At 47.0% G+C, this 17,566-nt stretch carries 16 protein-coding genes and 2 tRNA genes; 16 read left to right on the plus strand and 2 right to left on the minus strand.

All coding sequences use genetic code 11. The features are described from left to right. Nucleotides 1–155: 155 nt before the first annotated feature. Both trxB and ACZM6M_RS16085 read left to right on the plus strand, forming a co-directional pair. A complete protein-coding gene (gene trxB / locus ACZM6M_RS16080) occupies nucleotides 156–1,070 on the plus strand; it encodes a thioredoxin-disulfide reductase (protein WP_489490563.1) in 915 nt (304 codons plus the stop codon). Between the two features lie 14 nt (nucleotides 1,071–1,084). Continuing rightward, a complete protein-coding gene (locus tag ACZM6M_RS16085) occupies nucleotides 1,085–2,251 on the plus strand; it encodes a C40 family peptidase (RefSeq protein ID WP_489490564.1) in 1,167 nt (388 codons plus the stop codon). A gap of 88 nt (nucleotides 2,252–2,339) precedes the next feature. On the opposite strand, the gene hpf is transcribed toward ACZM6M_RS16085, so the two are convergent. Beyond that, nucleotides 2,340–2,873 carry a ribosome hibernation-promoting factor, HPF/YfiA family gene (hpf, locus tag ACZM6M_RS16090; RefSeq protein ID WP_066549996.1) on the minus strand — a complete coding sequence of 178 codons (534 nt, stop codon included), beginning with the start codon at nucleotides 2,871–2,873 and terminating at the stop codon, nucleotides 2,340–2,342. Between the two features lie 709 nt (nucleotides 2,874–3,582). Here hpf and secA point away from each other — a divergent pair. The 4 genes from secA (at nucleotide 3,583) to ACZM6M_RS16110 (ending at nucleotide 9,289) form a co-directional block, all read left to right on the plus strand. After that, a complete protein-coding gene (gene secA, locus ACZM6M_RS16095) occupies nucleotides 3,583–6,153 on the plus strand; it encodes a preprotein translocase subunit SecA (RefSeq protein WP_340275621.1) in 2,571 nt (856 codons plus the stop codon). Between the two features lie 95 nt (nucleotides 6,154–6,248). Then, nucleotides 6,249–7,386, plus strand: a protein-coding gene (gene prfB, locus ACZM6M_RS16100; protein ID WP_096807437.1) for a peptide chain release factor 2 whose coding sequence is annotated in 2 segments (ribosomal slippage) — nucleotides 6,249–6,323 and nucleotides 6,325–7,386 — 1,137 coding nt in all. Because the reading frame shifts where the segments join, the coding sequence is not laid out codon by codon here. A gap of 170 nt (nucleotides 7,387–7,556) precedes the next feature. Beyond that, nucleotides 7,557–8,000 (plus strand): ACT domain-containing protein, encoded by a 444-nt coding sequence (locus ACZM6M_RS16105; RefSeq protein ID WP_066549988.1) that lies wholly within the window; start codon nucleotides 7,557–7,559, stop codon nucleotides 7,998–8,000. A gap of 47 nt (nucleotides 8,001–8,047) precedes the next feature. After that, nucleotides 8,048–9,289 carry a homoserine dehydrogenase gene (locus ACZM6M_RS16110; RefSeq protein ID WP_489490565.1) on the plus strand — a complete coding sequence of 414 codons (1,242 nt, stop codon included), beginning with the start codon at nucleotides 8,048–8,050 and terminating at the stop codon, nucleotides 9,287–9,289. A gap of 71 nt (nucleotides 9,290–9,360) precedes the next feature. Here ACZM6M_RS16110 and ACZM6M_RS16115 read toward each other — a convergent pair whose 3' ends face one another. Beyond that, nucleotides 9,361–9,780, minus strand: coding sequence for a hypothetical protein (locus ACZM6M_RS16115; protein WP_066549977.1), 420 nt, complete (start codon nucleotides 9,778–9,780; stop codon nucleotides 9,361–9,363). Nucleotides 9,781–9,949: 169 nt separating this feature from the next. Here ACZM6M_RS16115 and ACZM6M_RS16120 point away from each other — a divergent pair, with 169 nt between their 5' ends. From ACZM6M_RS16120 to ACZM6M_RS16165, 10 genes are all read left to right on the plus strand, one after another. Continuing rightward, on the plus strand, nucleotides 9,950–12,106 hold the full coding sequence (locus tag ACZM6M_RS16120; RefSeq protein WP_489490566.1) for a Tex family protein: 2,157 nt from the start codon (nucleotides 9,950–9,952) through the stop codon (nucleotides 12,104–12,106). Further along, entirely contained in the window at nucleotides 12,096–12,524 is a 429-nt protein-coding gene (gene tsaE / locus ACZM6M_RS16125) for a tRNA (adenosine(37)-N6)-threonylcarbamoyltransferase complex ATPase subunit type 1 TsaE (RefSeq protein WP_317439546.1), read from the plus strand. The genes ACZM6M_RS16120 and tsaE overlap by 11 nt, the downstream gene beginning before the upstream one ends. Further along, nucleotides 12,521–13,282, plus strand: coding sequence for a tRNA (adenosine(37)-N6)-threonylcarbamoyltransferase complex dimerization subunit type 1 TsaB (gene tsaB, locus ACZM6M_RS16130; RefSeq protein ID WP_317439545.1), 762 nt, complete (start codon nucleotides 12,521–12,523; stop codon nucleotides 13,280–13,282). Before tsaE ends, tsaB begins: the two co-directional genes overlap by 4 nt. 31 nt (nucleotides 13,283–13,313) lie before the next feature. Beyond that, nucleotides 13,314–13,763 (plus strand): ribosomal protein S18-alanine N-acetyltransferase, encoded by a 450-nt coding sequence (rimI, locus tag ACZM6M_RS16135; RefSeq protein ID WP_066549965.1) that lies wholly within the window; start codon nucleotides 13,314–13,316, stop codon nucleotides 13,761–13,763. A gap of 162 nt (nucleotides 13,764–13,925) precedes the next feature. Beyond that, nucleotides 13,926–14,168 (plus strand): hypothetical protein, encoded by a 243-nt coding sequence (locus ACZM6M_RS16140; RefSeq protein WP_296038988.1) that lies wholly within the window; start codon nucleotides 13,926–13,928, stop codon nucleotides 14,166–14,168. A gap of 140 nt (nucleotides 14,169–14,308) precedes the next feature. Beyond that, nucleotides 14,309–15,220: a ribonuclease Z gene (locus ACZM6M_RS16145; RefSeq protein WP_489490567.1), complete on the plus strand. Its 912-nt coding sequence runs from the start codon at nucleotides 14,309–14,311 to the stop codon at nucleotides 15,218–15,220. Nucleotides 15,221–15,223: 3 nt separating this feature from the next. Next, nucleotides 15,224–16,258 carry a tRNA (adenosine(37)-N6)-threonylcarbamoyltransferase complex transferase subunit TsaD gene (gene tsaD, locus ACZM6M_RS16150; protein WP_296038986.1) on the plus strand — a complete coding sequence of 345 codons (1,035 nt, stop codon included), beginning with the start codon at nucleotides 15,224–15,226 and terminating at the stop codon, nucleotides 16,256–16,258. Continuing rightward, on the plus strand, nucleotides 16,259–16,996 hold the full coding sequence (gene ispD / locus ACZM6M_RS16155; protein ID WP_337433761.1) for a 2-C-methyl-D-erythritol 4-phosphate cytidylyltransferase: 738 nt from the start codon (nucleotides 16,259–16,261) through the stop codon (nucleotides 16,994–16,996). It abuts the gene before it with no gap. A 167-nt stretch (nucleotides 16,997–17,163) separates the two neighbouring features. Beyond that, a tRNA-Ser gene (locus tag ACZM6M_RS16160) sits at nucleotides 17,164–17,249 on the plus strand. Nucleotides 17,250–17,306: 57 nt separating this feature from the next. Continuing rightward, nucleotides 17,307–17,395, plus strand: a tRNA-Ser gene (locus ACZM6M_RS16165). Nucleotides 17,396–17,566 lie beyond the last annotated feature (171 nt).

Here is a 17,566-nt window from a genome sequence, read left to right on the forward strand (position 1 = left end):
CAATGGGATAACGCCATTTTAACATCATCAGATGCGTGTACAGGAATTGTAAGAAATTTTTTCTGTAACAGATTTGTAATTTGTGTTATAATAATAGGTAATATGTAAAAAAATGTCCAACTGTAGACCAATTAATAAGATAAGGAATAGAAAATATGACTCAATTATACGATCTGATCATCATCGGCTCCGGCCCCGCAGGGCTGGCAGCAGCTGTATACGCGCAGAGAGCACGGCTGAACACATTGATTTTGGAAAAAGCCATGGTAAGCGGTGGACAGGTGCTTACTACCTATGAAGTAGATAATTATCCCGGCCTTCCCGGAATCGGCGGCTACGATCTGGGACTGAAGTTCAGAGAGCATGCAGACCGCCTGGGAGTTCTGTTTAAGGAGGATGAGGTGATTTCCGTAGAGGATGGCCCGGTTAAAAGAGTAGTCTGCTCTGGCGGCATCTATGAGGCAAGGGCAGTGATATTGGCTACAGGAGCCATTCACAGAAAACTTGGGATTCCCGGAGAGGAGGAGCTTGGAGGAGCGGGCGTATCTTACTGCGCAACCTGTGACGGGGCTTTTTTCCGCAATAAGGTAACAGCAGTTATCGGCGGAGGCGATGTGGCAGTAGAGGACGCTATTTTTCTGGCGCGTATGTGCAGCAAGGTGTATCTCATTCACAGAAGAAATGAACTCAGAGCAGCAAAGAGCCTTCAGGAAAGTTTGTTTGCGCAGGAAAATGTAGAGATCCTCTGGGATACAGTAGCCGATTCCATTGAGGGAGAAGGCTCTGTAGAATGTCTGAAAATAACCAATGTAAAGACCGGAGAGAAGAGCGAGCTTGCCCTTCAGGGTGTATTTATTGCTGTGGGTATTTCACCGGAAAGCCGTGCATTTGAAGGTCTGGTGGACATGGATCACGGTTATATTAAGGCGGGAGAGGACGGAGTTACGTCTGTTCCCGGCATTTTCGCAGCAGGAGATGTGAGAACCAAACTGTTAAGGCAGATCGTCACAGCTGCAGCAGACGGAGCAAACGCGGTGACCAGTGCAGAGCGCTATCTTACGGCGCACTAGGAGGATGTATTCAGATGAAAAAATGGAAGAAGGTACTGATCATCAGCAGCCTGTGTACGCTGGCAGGGGCATTTACCGTCCTTGCCGCACCCAATTATGATAATATTGCGGTATCAAAGGTAAGCGGATCGGTAAATATCCGCACAGAGGCCAATACAACCAGCGCTGTCACGGGAAAGATACAAAATGACTGTGCCGCCGAGATTCTGGAAACGGTAGACGGTGAGGGCGGAAAATGGTATAAGATCCGTTCCGGCTCCGTTACCGGTTATATCAAGGCAGAGTATTTTGTTACCGGCGAGGCTGCAGCTGCCAGGGCAAGGGAAGTGGGACATACCTATGGAATTATAAAAGGCGCTGCTACCGTCCGTCTGCGGGCAACACCGGATTTAAATGGAAAGACCTTAACTCTTCTGGGAGAAGGCGCCAGATGCTCTGTTGTGGGACAGGAGGGAAGCTTTGTAAAGGTGGCAGTGGATACGGATCTGGAAGGCTATGTATCCAGCGAGTACATAGAGACAGAGGTGGAATTTAAGGAAGCTGTTTCTTCGGAGGAAGAAAAGGCCCAGGCAGAGGAAAAGGCCCAGGCTCAGAAAGAAGCGGATGCTGCCATTCAGGCGTTGGAGGAAGCGAAAACAGAGCAGAAGTCCGCACAGTTTGCTTCTGCTTCTAAAAATGGTTCCGGGATCCCGATTATTGAGGCGAATCCGGAAAAGGGAACTCAGCAGAATGTGGCGGCGCCTACGATTGCAAAACCTGAGGAGTCTTCCAATAAAGAACCTGACAGTCCGGGAGAAAAGGACAGTTCCAAGGTCGTATCTGCCTCCCGCAACGCAGTAGTTGCCTATGCCAAGCAGTTTCTTGGAAACCCCTATGTTTATGGCGGTACAAGCCTTACAAACGGTGCAGACTGCTCTGGCTTTGTCATGAGTGTATTTTCTCATTTCGGTATCAATACAGGCAGAAGTTCCAGAGAACAGGCTGGCAAGGGAAAGACGATTCCGGTCGATCAGGTGCAGCCGGGAGATCTTTTGTTCTATGCAAGCGGCGATTATATCAATCATGTGGGGATTTATGTGGGAGATGGAAAGATCATCCATTCCAGCAATCCCGCTACAGGTATCTGCTATGCGTCTGCTAACTACAGAACCCCCTGCAAGGCAGTGAGCTTTTTTGACTGATCCATAGATTTTAAAATTAGACAGGAATATCTTGCAGCATAATAAAAGGCCGATCCTCCGCGTTGGAAGGATCGGCCTTTTATTGCATTTAAAACTCTGGTTCAATCAGGCCATATGTACCATTTTTACGTTTGTACACTACGTTTACCTGATCGGTTTCGGAATTTAAGAAAACATAGAAGTTATGTCCCAGCATTTCCATCTGGAGGCAGGCTTCTTCGGGATTGACAGGTTTTACGGCAAATTTCTTTGTTTTAACAATCTGGATCTCATCGTCATATGGAACTTCCTCTTCTTCTTCAATGAAATTCTGAGAGAAGGACAGGGCCGCCTGCTTTTTGTCAATGAGTTTCTTCCTATATCTGCGGATCTGGCGTTCAATGATCTCCTCTACCAGATCGATGGATACATACATATCAGTGCTGGATTCTTCCGCACGGATGGTATTTCCCTTTACAGGGATAGTGACCTCAATTTTCTGGATATCCTTTTGGGCGCTGAGCGCAACGAACACTTCTGTGTCGGGAGTAAAGAAATGTTCCAGCTTGCCGATCTTCTTTTCAACGGCAGCTTTCAAGCCTGGAGTTACCTCGATGTTTCTTCCTGTAATGGTATAACGCATAAAATCAACTCCTTTTTCTGAGATATGCATATTATAACATATTTGTTGTGAAATTACAATCATAATACGATAAATTGACTAATAATTACTATAAATTTTTTATAAAAATTGTTTTTGGGATTCATAAGCAGAATATTGAATTACTAATAGGGCAGGCTTATAAATGTCAAGAGGAAAAGCAGAAAAAATGTAAAAAACATGTAAATTTATCAGATGTGTACAAAAAAACAGGATCTGAAATGGAAAGAAAATTGGTAAAAGCGGGGACTTATAAACTTGTGGATAATGTGGATAAGTCGGTGCATAAGTAAAAAACAACGAAAATAAAAGGAAAATGAGGTGGGGATAACTTTGGGGGAAATGTTTGTGGATAACTGTGGATAATGTGGATAGAAGAAGGAACGAACGTGTGGTTTGTGCATATTGTTAAAAGGGCAGGAATGTACAGGAACGGAGGGAAAAACAGGATGCTTCGCAGTACCGGGGAGGCTGATTGCCGGGAAATGTAAATTTTTTATGAATGAGTTGAATAAATCAGCGTCTGGTGATACAATATATTGGATTATATCATAGCATACTGCGTGCATTTATCAGGGAATAGAGAGTATTTTCAGACAGATTATAAACAGACAGCAGCTTTCCCGGCACGACAGCCGCAGTTTGGGAGAGTATAGACTTTTATATAAGGAAGAAGTTAGGAGAGTAGACCATGAACGTAATTGAGAAACTGTTCGGGACTCATAGTGAAAGAGAACTTAAGATGATCCGGCCGATCGTTGCCAAGATTGAGGGACTGCGTTCTGAGATGATGGCAAAGTCAGACGAAGAGCTGCGCGACCAGACCCGGATTTTTAAAGAAAGACTGGCAAAGGGCGAAACACTGGATGATCTTCTGCCGGAGGCATTTGCTACTGTGCGGGAGGCTGCAAGAAGAACGCTGAATATGGAGCATTTCCCTGTACAGCTCATCGGTGGTATTGTACTTCATCAGGGCCGTATTGCCGAGATGCGTACAGGAGAGGGAAAGACGCTGGTATCCACCTGTCCTGCTTATTTAAATGCGCTGGCCGGAAAAGGTGTACAGATCGTAACCGTTAATGACTATCTGGCAAAGCGAGATGCAGAGTGGATGGGCCAGGTACATCGTTTCCTGGGACTGAGTGTAGGCGTGGTTTTAAATGACATGAACAGCGCCCAGCGCAAGGAGGCATACGCCTGCGACATTACCTATGTGACAAATAACGAGCTGGGATTTGACTACCTTCGTGACAATATGGCCATTTACAAGGAGCAGCTGGTGCTCCGCGATCTGGACTACTGTATTATCGATGAGGTGGACTCTGTGCTGATCGACGAGGCGAGAACCCCTCTGATCATTTCCGGACAGAGCGGAAAATCCACAAAGCTTTATGAGGTCTGCGATGTACTGGCCCGTCAGCTGGAGCGCGGAACGGTTTCCAAGGAATTTTCCAAGATTGATGCCATTATGGGTGAGGAGATTGAGGAGACCGGCGATTTCGTAGTTGATGAGAAGGATAAGGTAGTAAACCTTACGGAGCAGGGTGTGAAAAAGGTAGAGGAATATTTCCACATTGATAACCTTGCAGATCCGGAAAATCTGGAGATCCAGCACAATATCATTCTGGCTCTGCGCGCCAATAACCTGATGTTCAGAGATAAGGATTACGTGGTAAAGGACGATGAGGTACTGATCGTAGATGAGTTTACAGGACGTATCATGCCGGGCCGCCGCTATTCCGACGGACTTCATCAGGCAATCGAGGCAAAGGAGCATGTAAATGTGCGCCGTGAAAGCCGTACACTGGCTACCATCACCTTCCAGAATTTCTTCAACAAGTTCAATAAGAAGGCAGGTATGACCGGTACTGCTCTTACGGAGGAGAAAGAATTCCGCAATACCTATGGCATGGATGCCATTGCTATTCCAACTAACCGTCCCGTTCAGCGTAAGGATCTGGATGATGCGGTATACAAGACAAAGAAGGAAAAATACAAAGCAGTTGTAGATGAGGTGGTAAAAGCCCATGAAAAGGGACAGCCTGTATTGGTTGGTACCATTACCATTGAAACTTCTGAGCTTTTAAGCAAGATGCTCACAAAGAGAGGCATTCCTCATAAAGTCCTTAACGCTAAATTCCATGAGCTTGAGGCCGAGATCGTGGCAGATGCAGGTATCCACGGCTCCGTTACTATTGCTACGAATATGGCTGGCCGTGGTACGGATATTAAGCTGGATGACGAGTCAAAGGCTCTGGGCGGCTTAAAGATCATCGGTACCGAGCGCCATGAGTCCCGCCGTATTGATAATCAGCTCCGCGGCCGTTCCGGCCGTCAGGGCGATCCGGGTGAGTCCAGATTCTATCTGTCTCTGGAGGATGACCTGCTGCGTCTCTTCGGTTCAGACCGTCTGATGCATATGTTTGAGGCCATGGGCGTGCCGGAGGGCGAGCAGATTGAGCACAAGATGCTGTCAAATGCCATTGAGAAGGCACAGATGAAGATCGAGGGCAATAACTACGGTATCCGTGAGCAGCTCTTAAAGTTCGATGAGGTGAACAATGAGCAGCGAGAGGTTATTTATCAGGAGCGCCGTAAGGTGCTGGACGGCGACAATATGCGCGATCTGATTCTTAAGATGATCACAGAGATCGTAGAAAATGCCGTGGATATGTCCATTGCAGATGATCAGACTCCGGATAAGTGGGATTTAAAGGAATTAAACAGCCTTCTTCTCCCTGTGATTCCCTTAAAGCCGGTGGTGCTTACGGATGAGCAGAAGAAGTCCATGAAGAAAAATGAATTAAAGCACAGCATCAAGGAAGCTGCCATTAAGCTGTATGAAACAAAGGAGGCAGAGTATCCGGATGCCGAGCAGATCCGTGAGATCGAGCGCGTAGTCCTTTTAAAGGTAATTGACAATAAGTGGATGGCTCATCTGGATGACATGGACGCTCTCCGCGAGGGCATCGGCCTTCAGGCATACGGTCAGAGAGATCCGGTGGTTGAATATAAGATGCAGGGCTATGAAATGTATGAAGCTATGATGGCTTCCATTCAGGAGGAGACCGTTCGCATCCTGTTCCATATCCGCGTAGAGCAGAAGGTAGAGCGCGAGCCTGCTGCCAAGGTGACAGGTACCAATAAGGATGCGGTTCCTGTAGCGCCCCAGAAGAGAGCTGAGCAGAAGATCTATCCGAATGATCCCTGTCCCTGCGGCTCCGGCAAGAAGTATAAGCAGTGCTGCGGACGCATTAAATAGTGCGCAGTCATTTATAAATGATCAAAAGTAACTATTCCTCCGATGGGAGAACTGAATAGTTGCCATTAAAATATAAAAAGAAAGCGGGTGAAGCTGTGGTTGAGTTAGATAATTTCAAATATACGTTATCAACGTATGACAAACCATTAGTGGAAGTGAGGGATTCACTTTGACCTGGATAACAAGGTCAGACGAATCAACGAATTAGACCGGTCGATGGAGGAGCCGGGGTTCTGGGATGATCCCGACCGTTCCACCAGACTGGTGAGAGAAGCAAAGAATTTAAAGGATGAGGTGGGAACCTTCCGCGAGCTGGAGCAGGAGTATGAGGATATTCAGGTTATGATCCAGATGGGGTATGAGGAAAATGACCCTTCTGTGATCCCGGATATCCAGGAGATGCTGGATCATTTTACAGAAACTCTGGAAAAAATGCGGATGAAGCTCCTTCTTTCTGGCGAGTATGACAGCTATGACGCGATCCTGCGTCTGAATGCGGGAGCCGGAGGCACAGAGTCTTGTGACTGGTGCAGTATGCTGTACCGTATGTACTGCCGCTGGGCAGAGAAAAAGGGATTTAAGTTAGAAGTTCTGGATTATCTGGACGGCGATGAGGCGGGCATTAAGTCTGTTACCATCCAGATCAGCGGAGACAATGCCTACGGTTATCTGCGTTCCGAGCACGGAGTCCACCGCCTAGTGCGCATTTCTCCCTTCAATGCGGCGGGAAAACGCCAGACATCCTTTGTATCCTGTGATGTGATGCCGGATATCAAAGAAGATATTGATATTGAGATCAATCCCGATGATATCCGTATCGATACCTACCGTTCCAGCGGTGCCGGCGGACAGCATATCAATAAAACATCTTCAGCTATCCGTATTACTCATTATCCCACCGGAATTGTGGTAACCTGTCAGAATGAGCGTTCCCAGTTCCAGAATAAGGATAAGGCTATGCAGATGTTAAAGGCAAAGCTGTATATGCTGCGCCAGGAGGAGCAGGCAGCTAAGGCTGCAGGTATCCGCGGAGACGTAAAGGACAACGGTTGGGGAAGCCAGATCCGTTCCTATGTGCTCCAGCCTTATACCATGGTAAAGGATCTGCGCACCGGAGAGGAAACGGGCAACGTAGACGCCGTGCTGGACGGTGGACTGGATCCCTTTATCAGTGCTTACCTGCGCTGGATGAGTCTGGGATGTCCAGATCGGAATTCACGCACAGAAGATTAAAAACAGAGAATTATACTGGAAAAGCCGGGCAATAGTCCGGCTTTTTTCTGACTTCATTTAAATTCCGGAGAAAAACAGTTGCATTTCTATGGAAAATATGATACCATCTTCCACGTGGGTACATATGTACATCTGATGCGGACACAAAAAAGGAAGGAAGACAAGAGTACATGGAAGACAAAAGCAAGTATTTTGTGGTGAAGCAGAAAGCTGTTCCTGAGGTACTTTTAAAGGTGGTGGAGGCGAAGAAGCTCCTTGAAAGCGAACGCGCGATTACAGTTCAGGAGGCCACAGACAAGGTGGGGATCAGCCGCAGCTCCTTCTACAAGTACAAGGATGATATTTTTCCTTTTTATGATAATACGAAGGGAAAGACCATCACTCTGGTGGTACAGATGGATGATGAACAGGGGCTTTTAAGCGACCTTCTTCATGTGGTTGCTGTTTACCGGGCCAATATTCTGACAATCCATCAGAGTATTCCTGTAAATGGAGTGGCTACGCTGACGCTTAGTGTAGAGATCCGCGAGAATACGGGAAATGTTTCCGGTATGATCGAGGAGCTTGAAAATCTAAATGGAATCCATTATGTAAAAATATTGGCAAGAGAATAGGCCTGTATTTTCAGGGAGAAGTATAAAAAGGCAGGGAGCAGAGGATTATGATTAAGACAGCAGTAATGGGATATGGAACTATTGGCTCCGGTGTGACGGAGATTCTGGCAGAGAATCGGGATGTGATCGCTGCACAGGCAGGGCAGGAGATAGAGCTGAAGTATGTGCTGGATCTGCGGGAGTTTCCCGACAGCCCCATCGCAGATAAGGTGATCCATGAGTTTAAGCTCATTGAAGAGGATCCGGAGATTCAGATCGTGGTGGAAACCATGGGAGGTCTAAATCCGGCATATCCGTTTGTAAAGGCCTGCCTGATGGCAGGAAAGCATGTTGTTACTTCCAATAAGGCTCTGGTAGCTGCTCACGGCACAGAACTTCTTGCCATTGCGCGAAAAAAGAAGGTAAATTTCTTTTTTGAGGCCAGCGTGGGAGGCGGAATCCCTATTATCCGTCCTCTGTATCATTGTCTGATGGGAGAACGCATTGAGGAGATTACGGGCATTTTAAACGGTACGACCAACTATATTCTTACAAAGATGGATAAAGAGGGAGATACTTTTGAAAATGCTTTAAGAGAGGCTCAAAATCTGGGATATGCGGAGCGCAATCCGGAGGCGGACGTAGAAGGCTATGACACCTGCCGCAAGATTGCCATTCTTACAGCCATGGCTGCAGGCAAAGAGGTGGATTATCAGGATATCTACACAGAAGGAATTACAAAGATCACAGATGTTGATTTTAAATATGCGGAGAAAATGGGCGTTTCCATAAAGCTGTTCGGCACCAGCCGCATCAGAGACGGAAAGGTAAGTGCCTATGTGGCTCCGGTAATGATAAACAGCAGTCATCCTCTATATGGAGTAAGAGGCGTATTTAACGGTATTATGGTCCGCGGAAATATGCTTGGCGTGTCTATGTTTTACGGCAGCGGAGCGGGAAAGCTCCCTACAGCCAGCGCAGTGATTGCAGATATCATTGAGGCTGCTCAGAACCTGAAGAAAAATGTTCCTATGGGATGGGGAAATGAAAAGCAGACCATAGAGCCAATGGAGAATATGCGTTTTCGTTACTTTGTCCGTTTGGCAGGTTCCTTCCGCAATAAGGAACAGGATATCAGGCGTATTTTCGGCCATACGGAGGTCATCGAGCTTTACGGAATGGATGAATTTGCCGTTCTCACCCCGGAGATGGAGGAGGGCGCGTTCCGACAGGCTGTAGCGGCCTATGATGCGCTTGCAGAGGCACACTCGGATTTTGGAATCAAACAGACCATCCGGGCTATGATGTAGAGTTGAATACAGATAATAAAAACTTCTGCCAATGTGAAAACGGCAGAAGTTTTTTTAAACATTTTTAAAAATCAGTGTACCGGAGGCTGTGCCTGTTGGAGCTGTTCCATAAGGCGCTGCTGGAACTGGTAGAGGAACTGATTGATCTGTGGACCCTTCACCGGATCGCGCAGCAGATCATAAAACTGGATCAGCTGAGAGAAAAAGAAAAAGGTCAGCATAATAGCAAAACCGCTTAAAAGGATTCCGGCAATGGCCTTGGGCGGAAGGGTTTTGCGGGGGCTGGGATCTGCATTCCGGGCCATAAGGGCCAGGACAATGCCGCCTGCGCCGCAGATCAGGCCTGCAGGATAATTACCGCCGATTAAAAGAGAAACAGGCAGATAAAACAGGCTTAAGACAACGCCGATGATACCGCAGATCAGAGAGCATACGGCAAATTTCTCCGAGGGAGCAGGTGCATTCTTTTGTTTTTTATAGATATTGTTCATGATATTAAATGCAATAGCCTTTCTTTGAGATAGTGATAGTCAACATGGCTTATTCTAACATGAAAAATTCATCCTGTCCAGTGTCACATCCTGGTGAGTCTTGCATAAGAAGGCAGGATGAATTATAATAAAACAGTTACTGAGAGAATAAAGACAGCGAGGAAAATTAATGGATATTATAAAAACACTGGCCGAAGAATTACAGATCGGCCGCCATCAGGCAGAGGCTGCCGTAAAGCTGATCGATGAAGGAAATACCATTCCGTTTATTGCCAGATACCGCAAGGAGGCCACAGGTTCCTTAAATGATGAGATCCTGCGTGCTCTGGATGAACGTTTAAGATATCTGCGGGGACTGGAAGACCGCAAAAACCAGGTAATCGCCACGATTACAGATCAGGGAAAGATGACGCCTGGACTGGAGCAGCAGATCCGCAGTGCAGCTACCCTGGTAGCAGTGGAGGATTTATACCGCCCCTATAAGCCAAAGCGTCGCACAAGAGCGATGATTGCCCGTGAGAAGGGGCTGGAGCCGTTGGCAGACCTGATTTTTTTACAGGAGGCGAAGGAACCTCTTGAAGAGACAGCGGCTTCCTATGTTTCAGAGGAAAAGGGAGTGGAATCGCCGGAAGCTGCCATTCAGGGTGCCATGGATATTCTGGCGGAGCGGATTTCCGATCATCCAGGGTACCGCACCTGGATCCGTAATATAACGATGAATAAGGGACTTCTTCAGTCCAGTGCAAAGGATGAGAAGGTAAAGTCCGTTTATGAGACCTATTATAATTATGAGGAGCCTGTAAAAAAGGCTGCGGGCCATAGAATTCTGGCGTTAAACCGGGGAGAAAGCGAAAAAATCCTTACAGTAAAGGTGATTCCTCCTGTGGATCAGATCATGGGATATCTGGAAAAGCAGGTGATCGTAAAGAATAATCCATATACCACTCCGGTGTTAAAGGCGGTGGTGAAGGACAGCTATGACCGTCTGACAGGACCTTCCATAGAGCGTGAAATCCGCAGTGAGATCACAGAAAAGGCAGAGGACGGAGCAATCCGTGTTTTTGGAAAGAATTTAGAGCAGCTTCTGATGCAGCCTCCCATTACAGGCTGTGTGGTTTTAGGCTGGGATCCGGCCTTCCGTACAGGCTGCAAGCTGGCAGTTGTAGACAGCACGGGAAAGGTGTTGGATACCATTGTAATCTATCCCACAGCGCCTCAGAATAAGGTAGAGGAATCAAAGAAGATTTTAAAGGAAATGATCCACAAATACAACATTTCCCTGATATCGGTAGGAAACGGTACGGCTTCCAGAGAATCGGAGCAGGTAATAGTGGAACTGTTAAAGGAAATCAAGGAGCCGGTGAAGTATGTGATCGTAAATGAGGCCGGAGCTTCCGTATATTCTGCCAGCAAACTTGCCACAGAGGAATTTCCGGCATTTGATGTGGGCCAGAGAAGTGCAGTGTCCATTGCCCGCCGCCTGCAGGATCCTCTGGCGGAGCTGGTAAAGATTGACCCCAAATCCATTGGCGTAGGCCAGTATCAGCATGATATGAATCAGAAAAAGCTGGGAGCTGCCTTAGAGGGTGTGGTAGAAGACTGTGTAAACAGGGTAGGTGTGGACATAAATACCGCATCTGCCTCCCTTTTGGAATACGTTTCAGGCATCAATAAGACGCTGGCAAAAAACATTGTGGCGTACCGTGAGGAAAACGGCGCATTTAAGAGCAGAAAGCAGCTTTTAAAGGTAGCCAAGCTGGGGCCTAAGGCTTTTGAACAGTGCGCAGGCTTTATGCGTATTACAGGGGGAGCGGAACCCTTAGACGGTACCAGTGTCCATCCGGAAAGCTATGGCGCAGCTAAGGCCATTTTACAGAGCCTTGGATACAGGGAAGAGGAGCTGGCGCGTGGAGGAATTCCCGGTATTAGCCGAAAAATCCGTGACTATAAGAAAATGGCAGAGGAAGTGGGAGTTGGAGAAATCACGCTCAGAGACATTGCGGGCGAGCTGGAAAAACCGGCCAGAGATCCCAGAGATGAGATGCCAAGGCCGGTTCTGCGCAGCGATATTCTGGAAATGAAGGATTTAAAAGCCGGCATGGTATTAAAGGGAACAGTACGCAATGTAATTGATTTTGGAGCCTTTGTGGATATCGGTGTCCATCAGGACGGGCTGGTGCACATTTCACAGATGACAGACCGCTACATCCGTCACCCTATGGACGCAGTGAGCGTAGGAGATGTGGTTGATGTAAAGATTCTGGCAGTGGATCTGGAGAAAAAACGGATTTCTCTCACCATGAAAGGGGTAAAGGATGGTAATTGAAACATTTGATCCAAAGGAAACCTATGATCTTGGCGTGAAAATGGGAGAGCAGGCCCGGGCCGGACAGGTAATCTGCTTAAACGGTGACCTGGGTGTGGGAAAAACTGTGTTTACTCAGGGGTTTGCAGCCGGTCTTGGCATCGCAGGGCCTGTAAACAGCCCTACATTTACCATTGTGCAGCAGTATGAGGACGGGCGTCTGCCGCTGTATCATTTTGACGTATATCGGATTGGTGATATCAGCGAAATGGATGAGATCGGCTATGAAGACTGCTTTTACGGTCAGGGAGTGACACTGATCGAGTGGTCGGAGCTGATCCGGGAAATCCTGCCGGAACATGTGACGGAAGTGACCATAGAAAAGGATATGGAAAAAGGATTCGACTACAGACGAATCCGTGTGGAGGAGAAAGAATGAGAGTGTTAGGAATCGAAAGTTCATCTCTGGTAGCCAGCGTGGCTCTTGTGACCGATGATATTCTTACAGGAGAATATACGGCCAACTTTAAAAAGACCCATTCTCAGACTCTGCTTCCCATGCTGGATGAGCTGGCAAAGCTTCTGGAGCTGGATCTTAATACCGTTGACGCCATTGCTGTGGCAGGAGGACCGGGTTCATTTACAGGCTTAAGAATTGGTGCGGCCACTGCCAAGGGCCTTGGACTGGCATTAAAAAAGCCTCTGATCCATGTTCCTACCGTCGATGCTCTGGCATATAATATGTGGGGAGCCTCTGGCCTGATCTGCCCGATTATGGATGCCAGACGCCGTCAGGTCTATACGGGTCTGTATCAGATGGAACAGGGGATTCATGTTCAGATGGAACAGCAGCCTATGGATATGGGAGATCTGGCGGAAGAATTAAACCGCAGGGGAGAACGTGTGATTTTTCTGGGAGACGGAGTTCCGGCCTATAGGGAAATGATACAGGAAATGGTAAAGGTTCCCTTTGAATTTGCTCCGGCCCAGATGAACCGCCAGAGGGCAGCCAGTGTGGCAGCGCTTGGAAGCCTTGCTCTGAAGGAAGAGGGCGACGGCTGCGGATACCATAGTGCGTTTTTAGTGTCTGCCGGAGAATTCAATCCCGATTATCTGAGAAAATCACAGGCAGAACGCCAGAGGGAGGCTGAACTGTCGCCAGAGGGCGCTGCCGGAAAGCTTCCGGGAGATTATTAAAAATATCATTTCTGCTAGCAAAGGAGTCGTTATGAATCAGAATCTGAGGGTACGCCGGATGGAAGCCGGAGACCTTTTACGGGCAGCGGCACTGGAGCAGAGCAGTTTTTCTCAGCCCTGGTCTGAAAAGCTGCTTGCAGAGGGCTTAAACAGTCCTCTGGATACATATTTTGTATGTACCTGTGAAAATGAAATCGCGGGCTACTGCGTTCTGCGTGTCCTGGCAGATGAGGGAGAACTGCAGAGGATTGCGGTGTTTTCAGAATACCGCAGGCAGGGAGTCGGCAGGAAACTGATGGAAGCCATGTTAGCAGCCGCAAGGGAAGAGGGCGCATCCTCTGTTTCCCTGGAGGTCAGAGAAAGTAATGTAGGAGCCATGCGTCTTTACGAAGAATACGGTTTCTGTCAGGAGGCAGTCCGCAAAAAGTATTACCAGGAGCCGGAGGAAGATGCAGTGATCATGTGGAACCGCAGTTTGTGACTGGTCTTTTGGAATTGCGGAGGAAAATATACAGCAATTCCCACTTAAAATTACAGAATCCTGTGTATATAATGGAGAGGAATCGAACATTCCTCTCCGTTTTGCGTATTATGGCCGGAAGAAGGAAGCGAGGATCATGAAAGAGAAAGGCGAGGTATATTGATGAAAAAGTACAATAAGAATGGACAGTTAGAGACACTGATCTGTAACGGCTGCGGGAAGAAACTGGCAGTGAGCCAAGGGATTATACGAGAGGGAGCCATATCCATAGACCATGTGTGGGATTATTTTTCCGAAAAGGACGGGCAGGTTCATCATTTTGATCTGTGTGAGGAATGTTATGACCAGATGATAAATAGGTTTCGGATTCCTGTTTCCATAGAGGAACAGACAGAATATCTGTAAAAGGAAGCCGGACGGGCGTTTTTCTCAGGGCTCTTGATTATTGGGCTGCATCTGTGTTATGATTTGAAAAAGCCGGTTTTGCGGAACGGTGAAAATGTTCCGAAACGGTGCGACTTGACATAGAAAATGAGGAAAATAATATGCTTGATATATGTTTGCTGGGAACGGGGGGGATGATGCCCCTGCCCTATCGATGGCTTACATCCATGATGGCCAGATGCGGCGGCAGTAATCTTCTTATTGACTGCGGAGAGGGAACACAGGTTGCGTTAAAAGAAAAGGGCTGGAGCCCTAAACCCATTGATACTATCTGCTTTACACATTACCATGCGGATCATATCAGTGGTCTTCCGGGTCTGCTTTTAACTATGGGTAACGCAGAGCGTACAGAGCCTCTGACCCTGATTGGCCCCAGAGGACTGGAAAGAGTAGTAAATGCACTGCGTATGATAGCTCCAGAGCTTCCCTTTGAGCTTCGGATGATTGAACTGACAGAAAACAGGCAGCAGCTTACAGCCGGCCCTTATATCATTGATGCATATAAGGTTAACCACAATGTTCTCTGCTATGGGTATACGATTCGCATTCACAGAAAAGGCCGTTTTGATGTAGAACGTGCAAAGGAGCAGCAGATCCCACAGAAATTCTGGAACCGTCTTCAGAAGGGCGAAGAGATTGAGTGCGAAGGCCGCCTGCTTACACCGGATATGGTTCTGGGGCCCGACCGCAGGGGACTCAAGGTAACGTACTGTACGGATACGCGCCCTGTTCCTGTGATTGCAGAGTACGCCGCCGGTTCAGATCTCTTTATCTGTGAGGGCATGTACGGAGAAAAGGAAAAGGCTTCCAAAGCCAGAGAATATAAGCACATGACCTTTTATGAGGCAGCTGCTCTGGCGAAAGAGGCGAAACCGGGACAGCTCTGGCTGACCCATTACAGCCCGTCTCTTACCCGTCCGGATGATTATATGGACGAGGTTCGCAAGATTTTTCCGCGGGCTAAGGCTGCAAGAGACGGGTGGACCATGGAACTGGAATTTGATGAGGAGTGAAAAATGAACGTGAATCATACAGAAGATGTACTGATACTTGCAATTGAGAGTTCCTGCGATGAAACGGCAGCTTCCGTGGTAAAAAACGGGCGTACAGTGCTGTCCAATGTGATTTCCTCTCAGATAGCAACCCATACGGTATATGGGGGTGTTGTGCCGGAGATTGCCTCCAGAGAACATATTAAGGCAATTAATTATGTGATAGAGCGGGCATTGGCAGAGGCAGAAACAACACTGGATGATATTACAGCAATTGGAGTGACATATGGTCCAGGTCTGGTGGGGGCTCTTTTGGTAGGAGTGGCAGAGGCGAAAGCTATTGCTTATGCAGCCCGAAAGCCACTTATAGGTGTTCACCATATTGAAGGCCATGTATCGGCCAATTTTATTGAAAATAAAGATCTGGAACCACCATTTATCTGTCTGATTGTGTCAGGAGGACATACCCATCTTGTAGTTGTAAAGGATTATGGGGAATTTGAAATTATTGGCCATACCAGAGATGATGCTGCTGGGGAAGCTTTTGATAAAGTGGCCCGTGCAGTGGGACTGGGGTATCCTGGTGGTCCAAAGATTGATAAGGCAGCAAAAGAAGGAAATCCCCATGCTATTGAATTCCCAAGGGGTAAAGTGGCAGATTCACCCTATGATTTTAGCTTCAGTGGTTTAAAGTCGGCTGTTTTGAATCACATCAATCATGCAAAAATGACGGGTGAAGAGATTTGTGTACCGGATCTTGTGGCATCTTTCCAGAATTCGGTAGTGGATTCCCTGGTAAGCCGTGCTATTCATGCGGCAAAGGAATACGGATATAGCAAGCTTGCTATTGCAGGAGGAGTGGCATCAAATACAGCACTTCGCGCAGCAATGAAAAAGGCCTGTGAAGAGAATGGAATTGCATTTTATCATCCATCTCCTGTTTTTTGTACAGATAATGCGGCTATGATCGGTGCGGCTGCTTATTATGAATATATTCGAGGAAACAGATCTGGCTGGGATCTTAATGCCGTACCCAATTTGAAACTGGGGGAGAGATAGATGAAAAAATTCTGTACAGCAGTTGTACTGGCGGCAGGAAGAGGCAGCCGAATGGGAACTGCAGTGGCGAAGCAGTATCTGACATTGGGAGATAAGCCTGTTGTGGTCTATTCGTTAGAAGCCTTTCAGGCATCTCCTGTTATAGATGAGATTATTCTTATTACTGATAAAGACCATATTGAATATTGCTGGGAAAAATTGGTTCATCCATATGGGATTACCAAGGTAACAGCAGTTGCTCCGGGAGGAAAGGAACGCTATGAAAGTGTATGGAAGGCTCTCTGTCTTCTTTGCGGGAAAAATTCGCGGAATGAAGCTGGGGCTTCGGCCGGAGACGGTTATGTTTTCATTCATGACGGGGCCAGGCCTTTTATTACGGAGGATATAATTGAGAGAGTATATAAGGATACAGAAAAATGGGATGCCTGTGTAGTGGGAATGCCGGTTAAGGATACCATTAAGCAGACGGATGAAAATGGTGTGATTCTGGATACTCCGGATCGCAGCAGAATCTGGCAGGCGCAGACACCTCAGGTTTTTTCGGTTCCCCTTATTGTGGAGGCATTTCAGCGGCAGCTGTCCCAGGACTGCAGACGTGTTACGGATGACAGTATGATAGTGGAAAACCAGATGGGTGTTAAGGTGCATATGACTGAAGGCGGCTATACCAATATTAAGATTACAACCCCAGAAGACCTGGCTGTTGCAGAGGCTATTTTGACTCAATATAAAAAATGAAAAATAATTGTAAAAAAAGGGTTGACATCTGTCGAATGGCGTGGTATTATAACTGAGCTGTCGCTGATACGGCAGATGCAACACACAAGAGAAAATAAACTTTTGAAAAAATCAAAAAAAACTCTTGACAAAATGCTTTTCATCTTGTAAAATAGAAAAGCACGTTTGGAGAGATATCGAAGTGGTCATAACGAGGCGGTCTTGAAAACCGTTTGTCCGAAAGGGCGCGTGGGTTCGAATCCCACTCTCTCCGCTTGGGACAAACATTGAGATTTGTCTTGAACAGAATAAAGATTAAAAGATCAACCAAGCAGAAGTACCCAAGTGGTTGAAGGGGCTCCCCTGGAAAGGGAGTAGGTCGTTAGTAGCGGCGCGAGGGTTCAAATCCCTCCTTCTGCGTTGGCAACGCAAGTTGTAAGTACCTTGAGAATTAAAGACTGAATAATACACAAACCCTGAAAATTCTAACAATTCAAAAGGTTTGGTTTAGACCTTAGGATTTGAGAAAATTCAGAACAAAAACCAAGTAAAACGGTTTAAGATAACATTAGCCAAGCTAAGTAATCTTGA

The organism is Enterocloster sp., assembly GCF_057861365.1.

Bases quoted from the DNA above. Each gene is read 5' to 3' on its own strand.
- ACZM6M_RS16115 (WP_066549977.1), bottom strand. From the start codon at position 9,780: ATGAACAATATCTATAAAAAACAAAAGAATGCACCTGCTCCCTCGGAG.
- rimI (WP_066549965.1), top strand. From the start codon at position 13,314: ATGAATCAGAATCTGAGGGTACGCCGGATGGAAGCCGGAGACCTTTTA.
- ACZM6M_RS16145 (WP_489490567.1), top strand. From the start codon at position 14,309: ATGCTTGATATATGTTTGCTGGGAACGGGGGGGATGATGCCCCTGCCC.
- ACZM6M_RS16140 (WP_296038988.1), top strand. From the start codon at position 13,926: ATGAAAAAGTACAATAAGAATGGACAGTTAGAGACACTGATCTGTAAC.
- trxB (WP_489490563.1), top strand. From the start codon at position 156: ATGACTCAATTATACGATCTGATCATCATCGGCTCCGGCCCCGCAGGG.
- tsaE (WP_317439546.1), top strand. From the start codon at position 12,096: ATGGTAATTGAAACATTTGATCCAAAGGAAACCTATGATCTTGGCGTG.
- ACZM6M_RS16085 (WP_489490564.1), top strand. From the start codon at position 1,085: ATGAAAAAATGGAAGAAGGTACTGATCATCAGCAGCCTGTGTACGCTG.
- ACZM6M_RS16120 (WP_489490566.1), top strand. From the start codon at position 9,950: ATGGATATTATAAAAACACTGGCCGAAGAATTACAGATCGGCCGCCAT.
- tsaB (WP_317439545.1), top strand. From the start codon at position 12,521: ATGAGAGTGTTAGGAATCGAAAGTTCATCTCTGGTAGCCAGCGTGGCT.
- tsaD (WP_296038986.1), top strand. From the start codon at position 15,224: ATGAACGTGAATCATACAGAAGATGTACTGATACTTGCAATTGAGAGT.
- secA (WP_340275621.1), top strand. From the start codon at position 3,583: ATGAACGTAATTGAGAAACTGTTCGGGACTCATAGTGAAAGAGAACTT.
- hpf (WP_066549996.1), bottom strand. From the start codon at position 2,873: ATGCGTTATACCATTACAGGAAGAAACATCGAGGTAACTCCAGGCTTG.
- ACZM6M_RS16105 (WP_066549988.1), top strand. From the start codon at position 7,557: ATGGAAGACAAAAGCAAGTATTTTGTGGTGAAGCAGAAAGCTGTTCCT.
- ispD (WP_337433761.1), top strand. From the start codon at position 16,259: ATGAAAAAATTCTGTACAGCAGTTGTACTGGCGGCAGGAAGAGGCAGC.
- ACZM6M_RS16110 (WP_489490565.1), top strand. From the start codon at position 8,048: ATGATTAAGACAGCAGTAATGGGATATGGAACTATTGGCTCCGGTGTG.